General features: G+C 71.6%; 18 protein-coding genes. 3 read left to right on the top strand and 15 right to left on the bottom strand.

All coding sequences use genetic code 11. The features are described 5' to 3' along the window. Window positions 1–51: 51 nt before the first annotated feature. The 4 genes from CEB94_RS10005 to CEB94_RS10020 all read right to left on the bottom strand — a co-directional run bounded on the left by CEB94_RS10005 (window position 52) and on the right by CEB94_RS10020 (window position 4,991). Window positions 52–1,068: a 1-aminocyclopropane-1-carboxylate deaminase gene (locus CEB94_RS10005; protein WP_175431845.1), complete on the bottom strand. Its 1,017-nt coding sequence runs from the start codon at window positions 1,066–1,068 to the stop codon at window positions 52–54. A gap of 28 nt (window positions 1,069–1,096) precedes the next feature. After that, complete coding sequence (locus CEB94_RS10010) at window positions 1,097–1,738, bottom strand: GntR family transcriptional regulator (RefSeq protein WP_175431846.1); 642 nt, start codon at window positions 1,736–1,738, stop codon at window positions 1,097–1,099. Window positions 1,739–1,947: 209 nt separating this feature from the next. After that, on the bottom strand, window positions 1,948–3,393 hold the full coding sequence (locus CEB94_RS10015) for an alkaline phosphatase PhoX (protein ID WP_175431847.1): 1,446 nt from the start codon (window positions 3,391–3,393) through the stop codon (window positions 1,948–1,950). 179 nt (window positions 3,394–3,572) lie between these two features. Further along, on the bottom strand, window positions 3,573–4,991 hold the full coding sequence (locus CEB94_RS10020; protein ID WP_175431848.1) for a hypothetical protein: 1,419 nt from the start codon (window positions 4,989–4,991) through the stop codon (window positions 3,573–3,575). A gap of 312 nt (window positions 4,992–5,303) precedes the next feature. On the opposite strand from CEB94_RS10020, the gene CEB94_RS10025 reads away from it, so the two are divergent. Then, window positions 5,304–7,133 (top strand): endonuclease/exonuclease/phosphatase family protein, encoded by a 1,830-nt coding sequence (locus tag CEB94_RS10025; protein WP_175431849.1) that lies wholly within the window; start codon window positions 5,304–5,306, stop codon window positions 7,131–7,133. Between the two features lie 48 nt (window positions 7,134–7,181). On the opposite strand, the gene CEB94_RS10030 is transcribed toward CEB94_RS10025, so the two are convergent. The 3 genes from CEB94_RS10030 to CEB94_RS10040 all read right to left on the bottom strand — a co-directional run bounded on the left by CEB94_RS10030 (window position 7,182) and on the right by CEB94_RS10040 (window position 8,770). Continuing rightward, a complete protein-coding gene (locus tag CEB94_RS10030; protein ID WP_175431850.1) occupies window positions 7,182–7,886 on the bottom strand; it encodes an antibiotic biosynthesis monooxygenase in 705 nt (234 codons plus the stop codon). A gap of 102 nt (window positions 7,887–7,988) precedes the next feature. After that, complete coding sequence (locus tag CEB94_RS10035) at window positions 7,989–8,354, bottom strand: DUF3618 domain-containing protein (protein WP_175431851.1); 366 nt, start codon at window positions 8,352–8,354, stop codon at window positions 7,989–7,991. Further along, a complete protein-coding gene (locus tag CEB94_RS10040) occupies window positions 8,351–8,770 on the bottom strand; it encodes a phage holin family protein (RefSeq protein ID WP_175431852.1) in 420 nt (139 codons plus the stop codon). Before CEB94_RS10040 ends, CEB94_RS10035 begins: the two co-directional genes overlap by 4 nt. A 222-nt stretch (window positions 8,771–8,992) precedes the next feature. Here CEB94_RS10040 and dapA point away from each other — a divergent pair, with 222 nt between their 5' ends. Continuing rightward, window positions 8,993–9,877 carry a 4-hydroxy-tetrahydrodipicolinate synthase gene (gene dapA, locus CEB94_RS10045; RefSeq protein WP_175431853.1) on the top strand — a complete coding sequence of 295 codons (885 nt, stop codon included), beginning with the start codon at window positions 8,993–8,995 and terminating at the stop codon, window positions 9,875–9,877. Here the strand turns inward: dapA and CEB94_RS10050 are convergent, their stop codons facing one another. From CEB94_RS10050 to CEB94_RS10075, 6 genes are all read right to left on the bottom strand, one after another. Then, complete coding sequence (locus tag CEB94_RS10050) at window positions 9,878–11,089, bottom strand: WD40 repeat domain-containing protein (protein WP_175431854.1); 1,212 nt, start codon at window positions 11,087–11,089, stop codon at window positions 9,878–9,880. It abuts the gene before it with no gap. Then, on the bottom strand, window positions 11,086–11,643 hold the full coding sequence (locus CEB94_RS10055) for a SigE family RNA polymerase sigma factor (RefSeq protein ID WP_175431855.1): 558 nt from the start codon (window positions 11,641–11,643) through the stop codon (window positions 11,086–11,088). The genes CEB94_RS10050 and CEB94_RS10055 overlap by 4 nt, the downstream gene beginning before the upstream one ends. 161 nt (window positions 11,644–11,804) lie before the next feature. After that, window positions 11,805–12,032, bottom strand: coding sequence for a hypothetical protein (locus CEB94_RS10060; protein WP_175431856.1), 228 nt, complete (start codon window positions 12,030–12,032; stop codon window positions 11,805–11,807). A gap of 116 nt (window positions 12,033–12,148) precedes the next feature. Beyond that, complete coding sequence (dapD, locus tag CEB94_RS10065) at window positions 12,149–13,138, bottom strand: 2,3,4,5-tetrahydropyridine-2,6-dicarboxylate N-succinyltransferase (RefSeq protein ID WP_175431857.1); 990 nt, start codon at window positions 13,136–13,138, stop codon at window positions 12,149–12,151. 604 nt (window positions 13,139–13,742) lie between these two features. Continuing rightward, window positions 13,743–14,294 (bottom strand): TetR/AcrR family transcriptional regulator, encoded by a 552-nt coding sequence (locus CEB94_RS10070; protein WP_175431858.1) that lies wholly within the window; start codon window positions 14,292–14,294, stop codon window positions 13,743–13,745. Continuing rightward, a complete protein-coding gene (locus CEB94_RS10075; RefSeq protein ID WP_031143568.1) occupies window positions 14,294–14,614 on the bottom strand; it encodes a DMT family transporter in 321 nt (106 codons plus the stop codon). Before CEB94_RS10075 ends, CEB94_RS10070 begins: the two co-directional genes overlap by 1 nt. 192 nt (window positions 14,615–14,806) lie before the next feature. Here CEB94_RS10075 and CEB94_RS10080 point away from each other — a divergent pair, with 192 nt between their 5' ends. Further along, entirely contained in the window at window positions 14,807–15,640 is an 834-nt protein-coding gene (locus CEB94_RS10080) for an AbfB domain-containing protein (RefSeq protein ID WP_175431859.1), read from the top strand. 55 nt (window positions 15,641–15,695) lie between these two features. Here CEB94_RS10080 and CEB94_RS10085 read toward each other — a convergent pair whose 3' ends face one another. Together CEB94_RS10085 and sufU are read right to left on the bottom strand one after the other, a co-directional pair. Further along, window positions 15,696–16,028 (bottom strand): metal-sulfur cluster assembly factor, encoded by a 333-nt coding sequence (locus tag CEB94_RS10085; RefSeq protein WP_102911749.1) that lies wholly within the window; start codon window positions 16,026–16,028, stop codon window positions 15,696–15,698. Next, the gene (gene sufU, locus CEB94_RS10090) at window positions 16,025–16,495 is read right to left on the bottom strand and encodes a Fe-S cluster assembly sulfur transfer protein SufU (protein WP_031143574.1); all 471 of its coding nucleotides are present in this window, start codon (window positions 16,493–16,495) and stop codon (window positions 16,025–16,027) included. Before sufU ends, CEB94_RS10085 begins: the two co-directional genes overlap by 4 nt.

Here is a 16,495-nt window from a genome sequence, read left to right on the forward strand (position 1 = left end):
CGACAACCCGACGGCCGGCCGGAAGATTCCCGTACGCACCCCGCCGAGCGGTCAGAACAACGCGCTGTACGCGTTCAGCGCCGGCTGCCCGCCCAGGTGGGCGTAGAGCACCGTGGAGTCGCGGCGGATCTCGCCCCTCGACACCAGGTCGATCATCCCGGCCATGGACTTGCCCTCGTAGACGGGGTCGGTGACCATCCCCTCGGTCCGGGCCGCGAGCCGCATCGCCTCCAGGGTGGCGTCGTCGGGGATGCCGTAGACGCCGGCGTGGTACCGCTCGTCGAGTGCGACGTCCGCCTCGGTCAGCTCCCGTGCGACGCCGATGAGCTGCCCGGTGCCGTGCGCGATCCGGGCGATCTGGGTGCGGGTCGCGGCCGGTTTCGCCGAGGCGTCGATGCCGAGTACCCGCCGGGGCCACCCGCCCGCCTCCTCCAGCGCGGCGAACCCGGCGACCATGCCGGCCTGGGTCGACCCGGTCACCGAGCACACCACGACGGTGTCGAAGAAGACCCCCAGCTCCCGCTCCTGCTCGGCGACCTCGTACGCCCACCCGGCGAATCCGAGCCCGCCGAGCGGATGGTCGGAGGCGCCGGCCGGGATGGCGTACGGCTTCCCGCCGGCCTCCTCGACCTCCCTGAGCGCCTGCTCCCAGCTCTCCTTGAAGCCGATGCCGAACCCGGCCCTCACCAGCCGCACATCGGCCCCGGCGAGCCGGCTGATCAGGATGTTGCCGACCTTGTCGTACCCCGCGTCGGGCCAGTCCACCCAGCTCTCCTGCACGAGCACACACTTGAGCCCGGCCCGGGCGGCGACGGCCGCGACCTGGCGGGTGTGGTTGGACTGCACCCCACCGATCGACACGAGCGTGTCGCAGCCCTGGGCGAGCGCGTCGGCGACCAGGTACTCCAGCTTGCGGGTCTTGTTGCCGCCGTAGGCGACACCGGAGTTGCAGTCCTCGCGCTTGGCCCAGAGGGACGCACCGCCGAGGTGCGCGGTGAGCCGCTCCAGGGGGTGGACGGGCGAGGGCCCGAAGAGCAGGGGGTAACGCTCGTACGAGGAAAGGGACACGGGTCGTCCTTCCTGGGTGGGGTCGGTCTCAGTCGGCGAGCTCCTCGAGCCCCCGCCAGATCTCCGCCGTGACGAGGACCGCCTCGGCGGTGTCACCGGCCGCGCAGGCCTCGATCAGCCGCTCGTGCAACCCGGCGGAACGGCAGCTGCCGCCCTCGCCGAAGCGCCGTCGCTCCAGGCGGCGGATGAGCGGGGTGTAGCGGGCGACGGTCGCGGCGGCCGCCCGGTTGCCGCTCACCCGGACGAGGACGTCGTGCAGTTCGTCGTCGGCCCGCAGCGCCGCGTCGACGTCCCCGGCGCCCACGGCCGCGGCGAACCGCGCGTTGGCGGCGCGCATCGCGGCGATGTCCGCGGCACCCAGCCGGGGCACGGCGACCCGCGTCACGAGCTCGTGCAGGGCACCGACCACGGCGGCGGCGTCCCGCACGTCGGCGGCCACCAGCGGGGTGACCCGCGTGTAGCTCTGCGGCTTGCTCTCCAGCAGCCCCTCGTCCACCAGCCGGGAGAACGCCTCGCGCACCGGCGCCCGGGACAGTCCGAGCCGCTCCGCGAGCTCGGCGTCCCGCACCACCGCGCCGGGTTCGATCTCCCCGGCCACGATGGCGTCCCGGATCGCCGCGTACGCCCGGTCCCTGAGCAGGGTGCGCGGCACGGGCCGGAGGGCTTCCATGAACTGAAATGTTAGATGTCAGTGTGCGGCAGAGCAAGACTGTGCCCCGACATGTCCCATCCCCAGGGCTGGGTCGGGGCAGGGGCGACTCTGCTTCCACAGCTCACCCCCGCGTCGAACGAGAACCAGCGCGAGGGCAGACACCATTGCGATGGGGGGATACGCCGGGCAAGCCGAACAAAGGCCACTCGTTCGAGGGACTGAGGCGGTTACCGCTTCTGGCGCTTCCAGGGGCCGGTGATCGCGAGCATGATGCCCGGCGTCTGGATGTTGGCGTACAGCGTCCGGCCGTCGGGCGAGAAGGTGACGCCGGTGAACTCGCTGTACTCCGGCTCCTTCTCGGTGCCGTTGTTGAGCTCGTTGCGCGCGATCGGGTACGTGCGTCCGCTGTCGGTGGCCCCGAACAGGTGCTGCACGCCCTCCCCGTCCTCGGCGATGACGAGGCCGCCGTACGGGGAGACGGTGATGTTGTCGGGCCCGTCGAACGCGCCGTCCTTCGAGGGGTCGGGGTTCACGCCGAGCAGGACCTTCAGCGTCAGCGTGCGGCGCTTGGGGTCGTAGAACCAGACCTGGCCGTCGTGCCGAACGGGGCTCTCCTCACGGGCGTAGGAGGAGACGATGTAGGCGCCGCCGTCGCCCCACCACATGCCCTCCAGCTTGCGGGCGCGGGTGACCTGGCCGTCCTCGAACTGCTTGCGCACGGGGGTGGCGCGGGCGTCGCGGTCGGGGACGTCCACCCAGTCGACGCCGTAGACGGTGCCGGTCTTCGTGGCACGGGACAGATCGTCGACGAACGTACCGCCGGAGTCGAAGCACTTGGGCGCCTGGAGGACACCGGCGTCGTCGGCGAGCCCGCGGAACTTCCCGGGGCCGTACTCGAAGCCCCTGGGCGGGGTCCAGCGGAAGAAGAGGCCGTTGGGGTCGGAGGCGTCCTCGGTGAGGTAGGCGTGGCCGCGCTTGGGGTCGATGACGACGGCCTCGTGGTCGTAGCGGCCGAAGAACTTCAGCGGCTTGGGACCGCGGTTGGCGCGCCGGTCGCAGGGGTCGACCTCGAAGACGTAGCCGTGGTCCTTGGTCATGCCGTTGACGCCGGCCTTGTCGGAGTTCTCCTCGCAGGTGAGCCAGGTGCCCCAGGGTGTGGCGCCGCCGGCGCAGTTGGTGGAGGTGCCGGCGATGCCCACCCACTCGGCGACGCGTCCGTCGGGGCGCACCTCGACGACCGTGCAGCCGCCGGCCGCGGCCGGGTCGTAGACGAGGCCCTCGGTGAGCGGCACCGGGTGCTTCCAGTCGGCGCGCGGGCCCTTCAGCTCGTGGTTGTTGACGAGCAGGGTGGTGCCGCGGGGGCCGTCGAAGGCGGCGGTGCCGTCGTGGTTGGACGGCGTGGACTCGCCGGACTCCAGCTTGGTCCTGCCGCTGTAGGTGATGATCCGGTACGTGAAGCCGGCGGGCAGGGCGAGGACGCCCTTGGGGTCGGGGAGGAGCGGCCCGTAGCCGACTCCGTGATGAGCGTCCGCCGCCCCGTCACCCGCGCTGTCGGCGTCGGTGGACGCGAGGGCGTTCGGCGCGGTGGCGAGGGCGCCGACACTGCCCGCCAGCGCGACACCGGCCCCGGTGATGGCGGAGTTCCTGGCGAAGTCCCTGCGGGTGAGCGACATTGGTGTCTCCTGTGACGGTGAGAATGCCGTGGGAGGTGGCGGACCTCGTGTGGCAACACCGTCCCGCTCATCCATGAACGCCGGTTGAACACCGCCCCAAGGGGCGCGGGACGTTCTCCTATGCGGCTCCGCCGCACGGGCGCGACAAGCCACGACGCCGCCGCACCCGCGACACAGGATCAGCCCCCTTGCTGGGATCGCGCCTTGAACGCAGCCTTCCGCGCTTCCTTCGCGACCTTCTTGTCGGGATGCAACCGCCCCATCGCTTCCAGCACATCAGCCGTGGCCGGGTGATCGACCCGCCACACCGCCGCGAAAAACCCGCCGTGCTGCTGCGCGAGCCCCTCCACCAGCGCCCGCAGCTCCTCGGAGTTCCCCTCCGCGGCCAGCTGCGCGGCCACCGTGTCGATGGTCAGCCAGTACACCATCTCCTCGGACGGCGCGGGCACGTCCGCCGCCCCGTGCTCGGTCAGCCACACCCGCGCCAGCCCGCCCAGCTCGGCGTCGTCGAGCACCTCCCGCAGGGCGGGCTCGGCCGAAGCCCCGACGAGCGACAAGGCCTGCTGGCAGCGCAACCGCCGCAACGGCGCCCCGGCATCGGAACCCCGGGCGGCCGCCAGCAACTCCCGCGCGGCGGCGAGCGATTCCCGCCGCTGGAGCCACTGCTCGGTCTCGGCCTGCGCGGCACCGGGCGGGAACTCCGCCGTGCCGTCGAGCAGCACGTCGGCCCCCTTGTCCGCGAGGTCCCCGACGGCCGGCGCCTCGTACCCGGCCTCCATCAGCCGCGCGCGCATGCCGTACAGCCCGAGCGGGGTGAGCCGGACCATGCCGTACCGGGAGACGTCGGTGTCGTCGACAGGCGCCGCGGGCTCCTCGTCGGCGTCGGCCATGAGCGCCTCGTCCACGGGCTGGTACGCGACGAGCCCCACCGGCTCCAGCATCCGGAACTGGTCGTCCAGCCGCATCATCGCGTCGGAGACCTGCTCCAGGACGTCGTTGGTGGGCTCGCTCATGTCGCCGGGCACGATCACCGAGGCGGCCAGCGCCGGCAGCGGCACCGGGGCGCCGCCGGGCGTGTCCTCACCGGCGGTCAGCAGGTAGAGGTTGCCGAGCACGCCGTCGAGGAACGCGGCCTCGTCCTCGGGGTCCCAGTCGAGGGCGGAGAGGTCGACCTCGCCGGTCTCGTCCACGAGCCCGTCCAGGTCGGGCACGCTCGCGTCGGCGAGCACGGTCTCCAGCGCCGCGAGCCAGACGGCGAGCACGTCCTGCGGCGAGCCACCGGTGAGCAGGGCCAGATCCTCACCGGCCGTGACGGTGCCCTCCTCCTCGTCGACGACCTCGACGAGCCCGGCGTCCACGGCGACCCGCCACGCCTCGCTCGCGTCGGCGGCGGCGTCGTCCCCGCTCAGCCCGAGCGCCTCGACGGCCGCGGGCAGCTGCTCGTCCACGAGCCCTCCCCCGGCGTCGACGCGGGTGTCCGGCCCGGCCCAGCGGGCGAGCCGGGCGGCCCGGGACAGCAACGGCGTGGACAGTGCGTCGCGCGCCAGCTCCGCTTCGGGGTGCAGCCGCACCGGCGGCAGGGGGGAGCTGTCTGACATCGGCTGTTTCTCCTAGGGCGCCTCTTACGACTCAGCCGCTCAGCCTAGACGGATTTCCACCCATGCCGCCTGCTTCATCTCCCCGTCAGCCGCCGTACATGGCCGAAACCTTGACAAGTGGCGTGACCAGGCTGGAGATTGACGCGCGTAGAAGCTGGCGGACACTTGTTCACCGGGCCGGCCCCACCAGGCCCTCCGTCCACCGTGCTCTACGCGCGTCACCGCATCCGCCCCACAGGTAGCGGCAGTCAGCCATTCCACACCTTTCCGCCCTCGTCCCGGCGCCCTGTCACGTCCCCGGAGGGAAACCCGTTGCCGAGCAAGTCGTCCGCGCGTCTCGCCGCGCTCACCGTCGCCGCCGCGTGTTCCGCGGCATCCACGATCGTCCTCACCAGCCCCGCGCACGCGGAGTCGGTCCGCATCCACGACGTCCAGGGCAGCACCCGGATATCCCCGTATGCCGGCAAGCAGGTCACGGACGTGGCCGGAATCGTCACCGGCATCCGGACCTACGGCTCGTCCCGCGGCTTCTGGATCCAGGACCCGCAGCCCGACGCCGACCCGGCGACCAGCGAGGGCGTCTTCGTCTTCACCGGCTCCGTCCCGAAGGGCGTGGCCGTCGGTGACTCCGTCACGGTCAGCGGCACGGTCTCGGAGTACGTCCCCGGCGGCACGACCTCCGGCAACCAGTCGCTGACGGAGATCACCAAGCCGATCACCACGGTCGTCTCCAGCGGCAACGCGCTCCCCGCCGCCACGGCGATCACCTCGCGCTCGGTCCCCGCCGCCTACGCCCCCGCCGGCGACACGGCCGCGGGCGGCTCCGTCAACGCGCTCCCCCTCAAGCCCTCGAAGTACGCCCTGGACCACTACGAGGCGCTGGAGGGCATGTCCGTCCGGGTCACCGACACACGCGTCGTCGGCGCCACCGACCCGTACACCGAGCTCTGGGTGACGGTGAAGCCGCACGAGAACCGCAACCGCCACGGCGGCACGATCTACGGCTCCTACGACGCCCAGAACACGGGCCGCCTCCAGATCCAGTCCCTCGGCCCGACGGCGGACTTCCCGAAGGCGAACGTGGGCGACACCCTCACCGGGACCACCACCGGCCCCCTGGACTACAACCAGTTCGGCGGCTACACCCTGGTCGCGAGCGAGCTGGGCACGCTGAAGAGCGCGGGCCTGGAGCGCGAGACGACCCGCAGGCAGCGCTCCTCCGAACTCGCGGTCGCCACCTACAACGTCGAGAACCTCGACCCGGCCGACGACACGTTCGCCGCCCACGCCTCCGCGATCGTGAACAACCTGAAGTCGCCCGACATCGTGTCCCTGGAGGAGATCCAGGACAACAACGGCGCGAAGAACGACGGCACGGTCGCCGCCGACCAGACGCTGACCAAGCTGATCGACGCGATCGTCGCGGCCGGCGGCCCGACGTACGACTGGCGTTCGATCGACCCGGCCGACGGCATCGACGGCGGCGAGCCGGGCGGCAACATCCGCCAGGCGTTCCTGTTCAACCCGGAGCGGGTCTCCTTCGCGGACCGCGCGGGCGGCGACGCCACGACGGCCACCGGCGTGACGAAGATCCGCGGCAAGGCGCACCTGACGCTCAGCCCCGGCCGTATCGCGCCCGCCGACGAGGCCTGGAAGAGCAGCCGCAAGCCGCTGGCCGGCGAGTTCGTCTTCCGCGGCCGCTCGGTCTTCGTGATCGCCAACCACTTCAACTCCAAGGGCGGCGACCAGGGCCTGACCGCCCACTACCAGCCGCCGTCCCGCGGCTCCGAGACCCAGCGCCACCAGCAGGCCACCCTGGTGAACGCCTTCGTCAAGGACATCCTCGACACCCAGAAGAACGCGGACGTCGTCACGCTGGGCGACATCAACGACTTCGAGTTCTCGCAGACCACGAAGCTCCTCGAGGGCCGCGGCGAACTCTGGTCGGCGATCAAGTCGCTGCCCAGGAGCGAGCGTTACTCCTACGTCTACCAGGGCAACAGCCAGGTCCTCGACCAGATCCTGATCAGCCCGTCGATCCGCCGCGACTGCGACTTCGAGTACGACAGCGTGCACGTCAACGCGGAGTTCCACGACCAGATCAGCGACCACGACCCTCAGGTTCTGCGCTTCCGCCCGTAGGACGGCCGGTCGGGGCCGGCCGAACGCGCGGTTCGGCCGGCCCGCCCCTCACGGCGTCAGCCCGAGGACGTGGTCGTAGCGGCTGACGGAGCCGCTGGGCAGCAGGCCCGGCCAGTTCTGCACACGCTTCCACCGCTCGGTCGCGGAACCGACCCCTTCCCCCGGCGCCGCCAAGGCATCGATATGCGCCTGGGCACTCTCCCACTCGGCGTAGTTGAGGACCCGGGTACCGTCGGTGCTGAGGTGGAAGTGGGCGGAGATGCCGCCGGGGCGCGCTTCCGGTTCGCTCGCCAGGGCCTCGAACACCGCGTCGACCCAGGCGCGCTGCCGGTCCTCGTCGGGCCCCTCGAAGCGGACGTCGACGATGACGACGCATCCCGGAACGGGCGCCGCCGCGCCTTCCCGCCCGGCACTGCGATAGTGCCGGTACCGCCCGATCTCCACCCGCTCGATCCCCGGCACGGCGGTGTCGATCTCGTCGACGCGCTCCTGCCGGTGGGCTTTCACGAACGCCTCGAAGGCCTGCTCGCTCCTCCACTGCGAGTAGTGCAGCAGGGTGTCTCCGTCGTGCCCGGCGTACACGTGGTACCCCAGCAGATCGTCGGTGGGCCAGGGCCGCCGCTCCCACGTCCGCCCGATCGCCTCGACGGCCTGCCGCTGCCGCTCGGGGGTTCCCACCCGCCAGGTGCTGAAGAACGGGGCGCCGATCCGGGGGTCGGCGGGGTCGGGGTGCTGCTCGGTTCGACGGCTCATGAACACTCCAGTCGTAGCGCCGGTCGCGAACACACCCCACCTTTCAACCTCGACCAAGCTTGAGGTCAAGAAGGGGCCGCGCCCCACACGCGACCCCGTCGCTCAGTGATGCCCGTGCGCATGCCTCCACCGCAGCACCCCGACAGCCACCACGGCCCCCGCCGCCCCGGCCACCAGCACCGGCTTCGGATGCCGCATCCCGGCCTGGACGACGGACCGCACCGGACGAGGCCCCACATGCGTCGCCCTGTCGTGCACGGTGCGCCCGGCCTGCGCGGCACTGCTCCGCAACTGCACCGTCATCGCCCCGGCCTTGTCCTGCCAATCAGCGGCCCGCGCCCGGGCACGGCCCTTCACATCCGCCTTCCCCGCCAGCCGCTCCACCGTGTTACCGAGTTCACTCCGCGTCTGCTCGATCTGCCGCCGCAGCTCATCGGGCCCCTTCGCCCCACTCGTCGCGTCCGTCATCGATGCGCCCTCTCCTTGATCTCCTCCACGTCCGCCCTGACACTGCCGAGAGTCCGCTCAGGCGTGGGCGGCGCGGCCTTCCGCAGCTGGCCCCGCCCGACAGCCGCCAGGACGGCCGCGATCGCGAACAGCACCCCCGTCACGATCAGCGCGGCGGCCCATACGGGCAGCACCAGCGAGAGCGCGGCGGCACCCGTCCCGGCCAGGGCGAGGAACCCGGCGTACGCGACGGCACCCGCCGCCCCGAGCAGCCCGCCGCCGCGTCCCGCGCGCCGCCCCTTCTCGGCCAGCTCCTCCTTGGCGAGAGCCACTTCCTGCCGCATGAGCGTGGAGAGCTGCTCCGTGGCCTGCCCGACGAGCTCGCCCACGGAGTGGCGCTCGTCGCGCACGGCCCGATGATCCATGGTCCCTGTCACGGTGTTCCGCCTCCTCTCGAAGTCAGGAACACCCGGGTACCCGGGCGGCCCCGCCGCTACCCCTGAGAGTCGCCCCCGGCGACACGGACGGTCGACCCCGCGGACACCCACCGCGACAGGGCGCGAGCAGAACGACCCCACCGTCAAACCCAAGCAGAACTTAACGCTACTCGGTAGCAAAATTAAGTGGAGCTACACGAAGGGGCTGCCGACACTACCCGCATGACGACACCCTTCGGCCGCACCCTCTGTGCCATGATCACTCCCCTCACCCCGTCGGGGGCCGTGGACCTCGACGGCGCCCAGCACCTCGCCACCCACCTGGTGGCGAACGGCTGCGACGGCTTGGTCCTCTCCGGCACGACGGGCGAGTCCCCCACCACCACGGACGCCGAGAAGTCGGCCCTCGTCGCTGCCGTCCGGGAGGCGGTGGGCGACCGGGCGAAGGTCGTCACCGGCATCGGCACGCCCGACACCCGCCACACCACCGAACTGGCCCGGGAAGCCGAAAAGGCGGGAGCGGACGGCCTGTTGGTGGTGTCTCCGTACTACAGCCGCCCCCCGCAGGACGCGATCGAGGCCCACTTCCGAGAGGTCGCGGACGCCTCCGGACTCCCGCTCATGCTCTACGACATCCCGGCCCGCACCGGCTCCCGCGTCGAGCCGGAGACGATCCTCCGCCTCGCCGACCATCCCAGGATCGTCGCGGTCAAGGACTGCTCCTACGACTTCCTGGGCGCCCAGAAGGTACTGGCCCGCACGGCCCTGGCGTACTACGCGGGATGCGACGAACACAACCTCGCGCTGTACGCCGTGGGCGGCACGGGTTACGTCAGTACGGTCGCGAACGTGACCCCGAACCATCTCCGAGCGGTCCTGGACGCGTTCGACGCGGGCGACACGGCCCGGGCGGCCCGCCTCCAGCAGCAGGCCACCCCCCTCATCGAGGCGATCATGTCGGCGGGCCTGCCGGGCTCCGTCACGGTCAAGGCACTCCTGAGCGCCCTGGCCCTCCCCGCAGGGCCGGTCCGCGCCCCGCTCCGGGCCGCCGGCCCGGCCACGACCGCCAGCCTGCTGTCGCTCCACGCGGACCTCGCCGGGACCTGATCACCGCTCCGCGAACACCGGCTCCCACCGCCCCTTGCTGTTGTCCTTGGGAGACCGGAAGTCGCTGAGCGGGGTGGTCTTCTGGCCGCCGATGGTCACCAGCACCAGCCGCTGGTGGAACTCGTTCCCGTCCGGCCCGATGTCCCAGGCGACGAGCGAGTTCCCGTCCGCCCAGGCGAGCAGCTGCTGCCCACGTACCTCGCGCTGCTTCCCGGTGCGGGCGTCGAGGACGAAGGACGACGTCTTCCAGTTCCGCCCCGCGAACGGGCCGGCGACGAGCTGCCCGTCCGGTGACACCCCCGCGTCGACGGACCAGTCGCGGTACCGCTCCAGCGCCGGCGGGGCGACTTCCCGGCCGGTGAAGTCGTAGAACTTCTCGCCGGGTTCGGTGGGCATCCCGGACCAGACGAGACGGCTGTCGCGGGTGAAGGCGAAGTCCTGACGGGAGTTGATGAACGTCTCGGGGTTGTGCGCACCGCCGCCGATCTCCACCCCGGTCCAGGAGCTGCTCCCGGACGCCACGTCGATGACATGGAACCCGGTCCGGTCCGACTGCGTGAACGGGGCCTCCCAGCCCTCCGCCCCGTCGACCTTCACCCGGCGGTCGGGATTCTTGCTGTACGTCGTCGCGACGAGCTTCCTGCCGTCGGTGGAGAACTCCACTCCAGCCACCGGCCGGTCGACCGGGATCCACCGCTTGACCTGTCCGCTCGCCAGGTCGAGCAGCCCGATGCGCGGTACGGGCAGGTTCCGCTCCAGCACGGCGGCGGTCGTCATTCCGGGGGCGATCGCGACGTACGACCACCGGTCGTCCTTCGCGTACTTCTTCGTCTTCGGGTTCAGCAGCCAGTACGTGCGCTGCGAAACGGCACGGTCGGCGGACTGCTCGACGACCGTTCCGATGAAGTACGCGGCCAGCGCGACCCGCCCGGCCGCGATCATGTCGCGCGGCGGCGACTGGTCCGGGTGGGGGGTGATGCCGGTCTGCTCGACCCCGCCCGAGGGGCGTACGTCCTGCTTGCCGGAGTCCAGGACGGGCACGGCCACGACGACGGCGATCACGGCTGCTGCCGCCGCGGCGACGGTCGCGAGCCGTCGGCTGCGACGGCGCCGCCGGACCGACAGCACCCGCTCAGCGAAGCCGGGACCTGCGGGCGGCTGCCCCTCGGCCTGGTCGCGCAGTGCGTCACGCACGAGTTCGTCGACGTTCACTGACGCACCTCCACGGGCGAGTAGTCGGGGGAGGGCCGCTGTTCGGCGGCGGCCGGGCCGAGGGCGGCCAGCTCGGGCGCGAGGGCGCGCAGCCGGGCGAGGGAACGATGGGTGGCGGACCGTACGGTGCCGACGGAGCAGCCCAGGATGCGGGCCACGTCGCCCTCGGGCAGATCCTCGAAGTAGCGCAGCACGAGCACGGTGCGCTGCCGGGCGGTCAGCCGGGCCAGCGCGCCGCGCATCACCAGACGCAGCTCGGCGGCGCCGGAGGCGTCCGGCTCGGTGCCGGTCTCCGGCGGTTCGGCGACGCTCAGTTCACGCCTCGGCCACTTCAGCCGCCAGCGGCTGACCTGCTGCCGGTAGAGGACCTGCCGGACGTACGCCTCGGGCTCGTCGATGCGGTGCCAGCGACCCGCCGCCTTGATCAGCGCGTTCTGGAGCAGGTCCTCGCCCGCGTGCCGGTCGCCGCCGCTGAGCAGGACGGCGGTCTTCAGTAGCGCGGACGACCGGTTCGCCACGAACTCCCGGAAACTCTCCTGCGCTTCGGCATCCATCGTCACCTTCGCTCTCCCCCGGGGCGAAACCCTGTGTCCGGCCCCCGTACTCCCTGTGACGCGTGCGGGGGCGCGCCGCTATGCCACCGGCCGGCAACGAGAATGGGACGGCCCGCACCGCAGTCACCTGCGGTGCGGGCCGTCCCGTCTTGTCTGCCGGCTCAGTTCCAGGCGTACCCGTCACCGAACAGCAGCGTGTGCTCCAGCACGTCCTCCGCCGGGTCGTCGATCTGACCGACGTTGACGTTGACCAGACCGACCCGGTGGCCGTTGTGCGAGCCCGTGTTGGTCTCGTCGGCGTGCGCGGCGCCCGCCGGCAGCCAGCACACCGCCAGCGCCGCGACCACCCCGGCCAGCCGGAGCCCGGCCCGCCCCCGCTCGTTCCTCATGACCCGGTCCTCGTTTCGTCGTTCGGCGTCTGATCGGACACTGCGTCCACCCGTTCATCTGCCAAAACCACCGCGAGGTCACGCCGGGTCATCCGTACGGGATCATCGCGGGACCGTCAGTTGTGGCTGTGGAGGATCTCGTTCAGCCCGCCCCACACCGCGTTGTTCGGCCGGGCCTCGACCGTGCCGGTGACCGAGTTGCGGCGGAAGAGGATGTTGGAGGCGCCGGACAGCTCGCGGGCCTTGATGATCTGGCCGTCGGGCATGGTGACGCGGGTGCCGGCGGTGACGTAGAGGCCGGCCTCGACGACGCACTCGTCGCCGAGCGCGATGCCCACGCCCGCCTCGGCACCGATCAGGCAGCGCTCACCGATGGAGATGATGACGTTGCCGCCGCCGGAGAGGGTGCCCATCGTGGAGGCGCCGCCGCCGATGTCCGAGCCGTCGCCGATCACGACACCGGCGGAGATGCGGCCCTCGACCATCGAGGTGCCGAGCGTGCCGGCGTTGAAGTTGACGAAGCCCTCGTGCATGACCGTGGTGCCCTCGGCGAGGTGGGCGCCGAGGCGCACCCGGTCGGCGTCGGCGATGCGGACGCCCTTGGGGGCCACGTAGTCCGTCATGCGCGGGAACTTGTCGACGGAGGTCACCTGGAGGTGCAGGCCCTCGGCGCGGGCGTTCAGCCGCACCTTCTCGAGGTCGTCGACGGCGACCGGGCCGAGCGAAGTCCAGGCGACGTTGGAGAGGAAGCCGAAGATGCCGTCCAGGCTCTGGCCGTGCGGCTTGACCAGGCGGTGGGAGAGCAGGTGCAGACGCAGGTAGGTATCGTGCGCGTCGATCGGCTTCTCGTCGAGCGAGGCGATGACCGTGCGGACCGCGACCACCTCGACGCCCCGGCGGGCGTCCGGGCCGATCGCCGCGGTCGCGCCACCACCGAGCAGCTCCGCGGCACGCTCGGCGGACAGCCGCTCGGTGCCGGACGGGCCGGGCTGGTCGGCCAGCTCGGGCGCGGGGAACCAGGTGTCGAGAACGGTGCCGTCGGCGGCGATCGTGGCGAGGCCGGCGGCCACGGCGCCGGTGGTGCGAGGAGCAGTCGTGTCGGTCATGAGGGCAACCTAACCGGCGGACGCCGATGGATGCGAACCGGTGTGGGGGCGTCTCACGGGACGGGCGGTATCCCCCCGTCGAAGACGCCCCTCAGCAGCACGGACACCCCACCCACGCACGCCTCCGGGGGACAACCCCCGCCCGACGGTCCCCCCTCCCCATGCCGGCGCCCCGGCCTACGGACACCTCACCCACGCACGCCTCCGGGGGACAGCCCCCGCCCGACGGTCGCCCCTCCCATACCGGCGCCCCGGCCTACGGACGCTCCGCCCACGCACGCCTCCCCCACCAACAGCTCCGCCGATGGGCGGAGCCCCCACGACGCCCCGGCCGGGCAGACCCCCGCCAGGGCCCCGCCCGCGGCCGCCCCTCCCCTACCGACATCCCCGCCCTACGGACACCCCACCACACGCCTCCCCCACGGAGGCCCCGCCGGGCAGGGGCCGGCAGGGCCCCCGCCCACGCACGCCCTCCCATGGCCGCTCCCCTCGACTGACGCCCCGCCCGGAACGCCCCGCCCACAGACGCTCCTCCCCATACCGACACCCTCGACCCACGGACGACCCGCCCACAGACGCCCCCGGTGCGCCCCCGCGCACCGGCTCATCCAGCCGCCGCCCCCGCGAGCACCCGCCCCAGCACCTCCCGCGCGTACCCCTCGTCGTACGGTGCCCCCGTCAGCAGGACCTGGAGGCAGATGCCGTCGACGACCGCCACCAGCGCCCGGGCGGTGACGGGATCCGTCCGGGGGGACAGCAGCTCGGCGACCCCCTCGGCCCACTCGGCGGCGACGGGCCGCAGGGCGGGCCGGCGCAGGGCGGCCAGGTACAGCTCGTACTCCAGCTCCACACCCGTACGGTCACCGGTGAGCCACTGCCCGATCCACCCGGCGAGTTCGGCGGCCAGATCGGCCCGGGGATCCTCCAGGCCGCCGCACGAGGCGACCATCTTGGCGAAGCCCTCGTTGGTCTGCCGCAGTGCGGCGACCAGCAGCTCGTCGAGGGTGGTGAAGTGGTACGTCGTGGAGCCGAGCGGCACATCCGCCTCGGCGGCGACGGTGCGGTGGCTCAGTCCGGCGATGCCCTTCGAGCCGACGACCCGGATCGCCGCGTCGATGATCCGCTGCCGCCGCTCGGGGTCGTGGCGCCGGGGCATCAGTGAGCACCTCCCAGGTTCAGCACCACGACCCCGATGATGATCAGCGCGATCCCGGCGGCCTTGGCGACGGTCATGCCCTCCCCCAGGAACACGATCCCGATCGTGGCGATGGCGGCGGTGCCGACCCCGGCCCAGATGGCGTAGGCCGTGCCGACCGACACGGTCTTCAGGGTCTGCGCGAGCAGCCCGAAAGAGAGGACGTAGCCGAAAAGCGTGAGCAGCGAGGGCCCGATCCTGCTGAACCCCTCGCTGTACTTCATGGCCGTGGTCGCGGCCACTTCGGCGGCTATGGCGCCGGCCAGCAGCAGATAACCCATGTGTACGACCGTACACAACATATGTACACCCGTACATGTCGCGGGCCTTGATCTCAAGGAGAAACCGCTCTCACACCGCTCTCATAAAACGCGCCACAGGCGCCCCACGAGTCCACTACGGTGTCCACCGATCACACACCGGGCCACCACAACTGCGCCGCCGTCAAGGGTGCCCCGCCGGAGGAACAGCGCATGTCACAAGACAAGTCCCGGCCGCCCCAGGACCGCCCCTGGGAGAGCGGCTGGGCCCCGGACACCACCCGGGCACCGGGGACGCGACGGCTGTGGCTGGCGGGCACGCTGGCCCTGGCCACGATCACCGCGTGCGTCACGGCCATCACAGTGATGGAGAGCGAGTCCGGCGAGCCGGAACACCGGGCGGCGGAGCCGACCACCCTCAGCAGTTCGGCCCCCGGCGGCCTAATCTCCTTCGCGACCCCGTCCGAGGACGGCACCGAGAAGCCCGGCGCGGACCGCGCCCACCCGTCCCCCACCCCGACCAGCAGCGCTCCCACGGCCGCCCCGAGTCCGGAGCCCCAGACGAAGGCCCCGAAGCCACCGAAGGCGTCCCCCGCTCCTTCGAAGCGCCCGAAGCCCCCGTCCTCCCACGGCATATCCATACGCTCGGTCAGCTTCCCCGACCGCTACTGGCGGGTGCGCGACGGCTCTGTGCGCCTCGACCAGATCGGTTCCGGCCCCGAGCAGCGCGAGGACGCCACCTTCAAGCGCGTCAGCGGCCTCTCCGACTCCTCCTGCTACTCCTTCACCACCGCGGACGGCCGGTACCTCCGCCACCGCAGCTTCGTCCTGGTCGCGAACAGCGACGACGGCTCGTCCCTGTTCCGCAAGGACGCCACGTTCTGCCCCCGCTTCTGGTCCCCTTCGGGAACGCTCACGCTGGAGTCGGTCAACTACCCGGGGCGCTTCCTGCGGCACCGCAACTTCCAGCTCCGCCTGGACCCCTACGAGCACAGTCACCAGTACCACTCGGACACGTCGTTCCAGATCGTGTCCGGGCTGGACTGAGCATGCGTGAGGGCGGCACCCGGAAGGGTGCCGCCCTCATGTGCGTCAGTGGATCTCAGACGTTGAAGCCGAGAGCGCGGAGCTGCTCACGCCCGTCGTCCGTGATCTTGTCGGGGCCCCACGGCGGCATCCAGACCCAGTTGATGCGCAGCTCGTTCACGAGGCCGTCCGTGGCGGACTTCGCCTGGTCCTCGATGACGTCCGTCAGCGGACAGGCCGCCGAGGTCAGGGTCATGTCGAGCGTCGCGATGTTCGCGTCGTCGATGTGGATGCCGTAGATCAGGCCGAGGTTGACGACGTCGATGCCCAGCTCGGGGTCGACGACGTCGTACAGCGCCTCACGGACCTCTTCCTCCGAGGCCGGCTTCATCTCAACGGTCTCGCTCATGCCGTCGTCTCCTTCTCGGCGTCGGCTCCGCCCAGTACCTGGGCCGTCGCGTCCTTCCAGGCCATCCAGCTCAGCAGGGCGCACTTCACCCGGGCCGGGTACTTGGACACCCCGGCGAACGCGACCGCGTCCTCCAGGATGTCCTCCATCGCGTCGTCGGGTTCGAGCTTCCCCTTGGACTGCATCAGCTCCAGGAAGGTCTCCTGGATCTTCCGCGCGTCGGAGAGGTCCTTGCCGACGAGGAGTTCGTTCAGTACGGACGCGCTCGCCTGGCTGATCGAACAGCCCTGGCCCTCGTACGAGACGTCCTCGATCGTGGTGCCGTCGTACTTCACGCGCAGTGTGATCTCGTCACCGCACGTCGGGTTGACGTGGTGCACCTCGGCGTCGCCATCCCGCAAGCCCCGCCCGTGCGGGTTCTTGTAGTGGTCCAGGATGACTTCCTGGTACATGGAGTCCAGTTTCAC

It is taken from the genome of Streptomyces hawaiiensis (assembly GCF_004803895.1).
In the GTDB taxonomy this organism is placed as follows: Bacteria; Actinomycetota; Actinomycetes; order Streptomycetales; family Streptomycetaceae; genus Streptomyces; species Streptomyces hawaiiensis.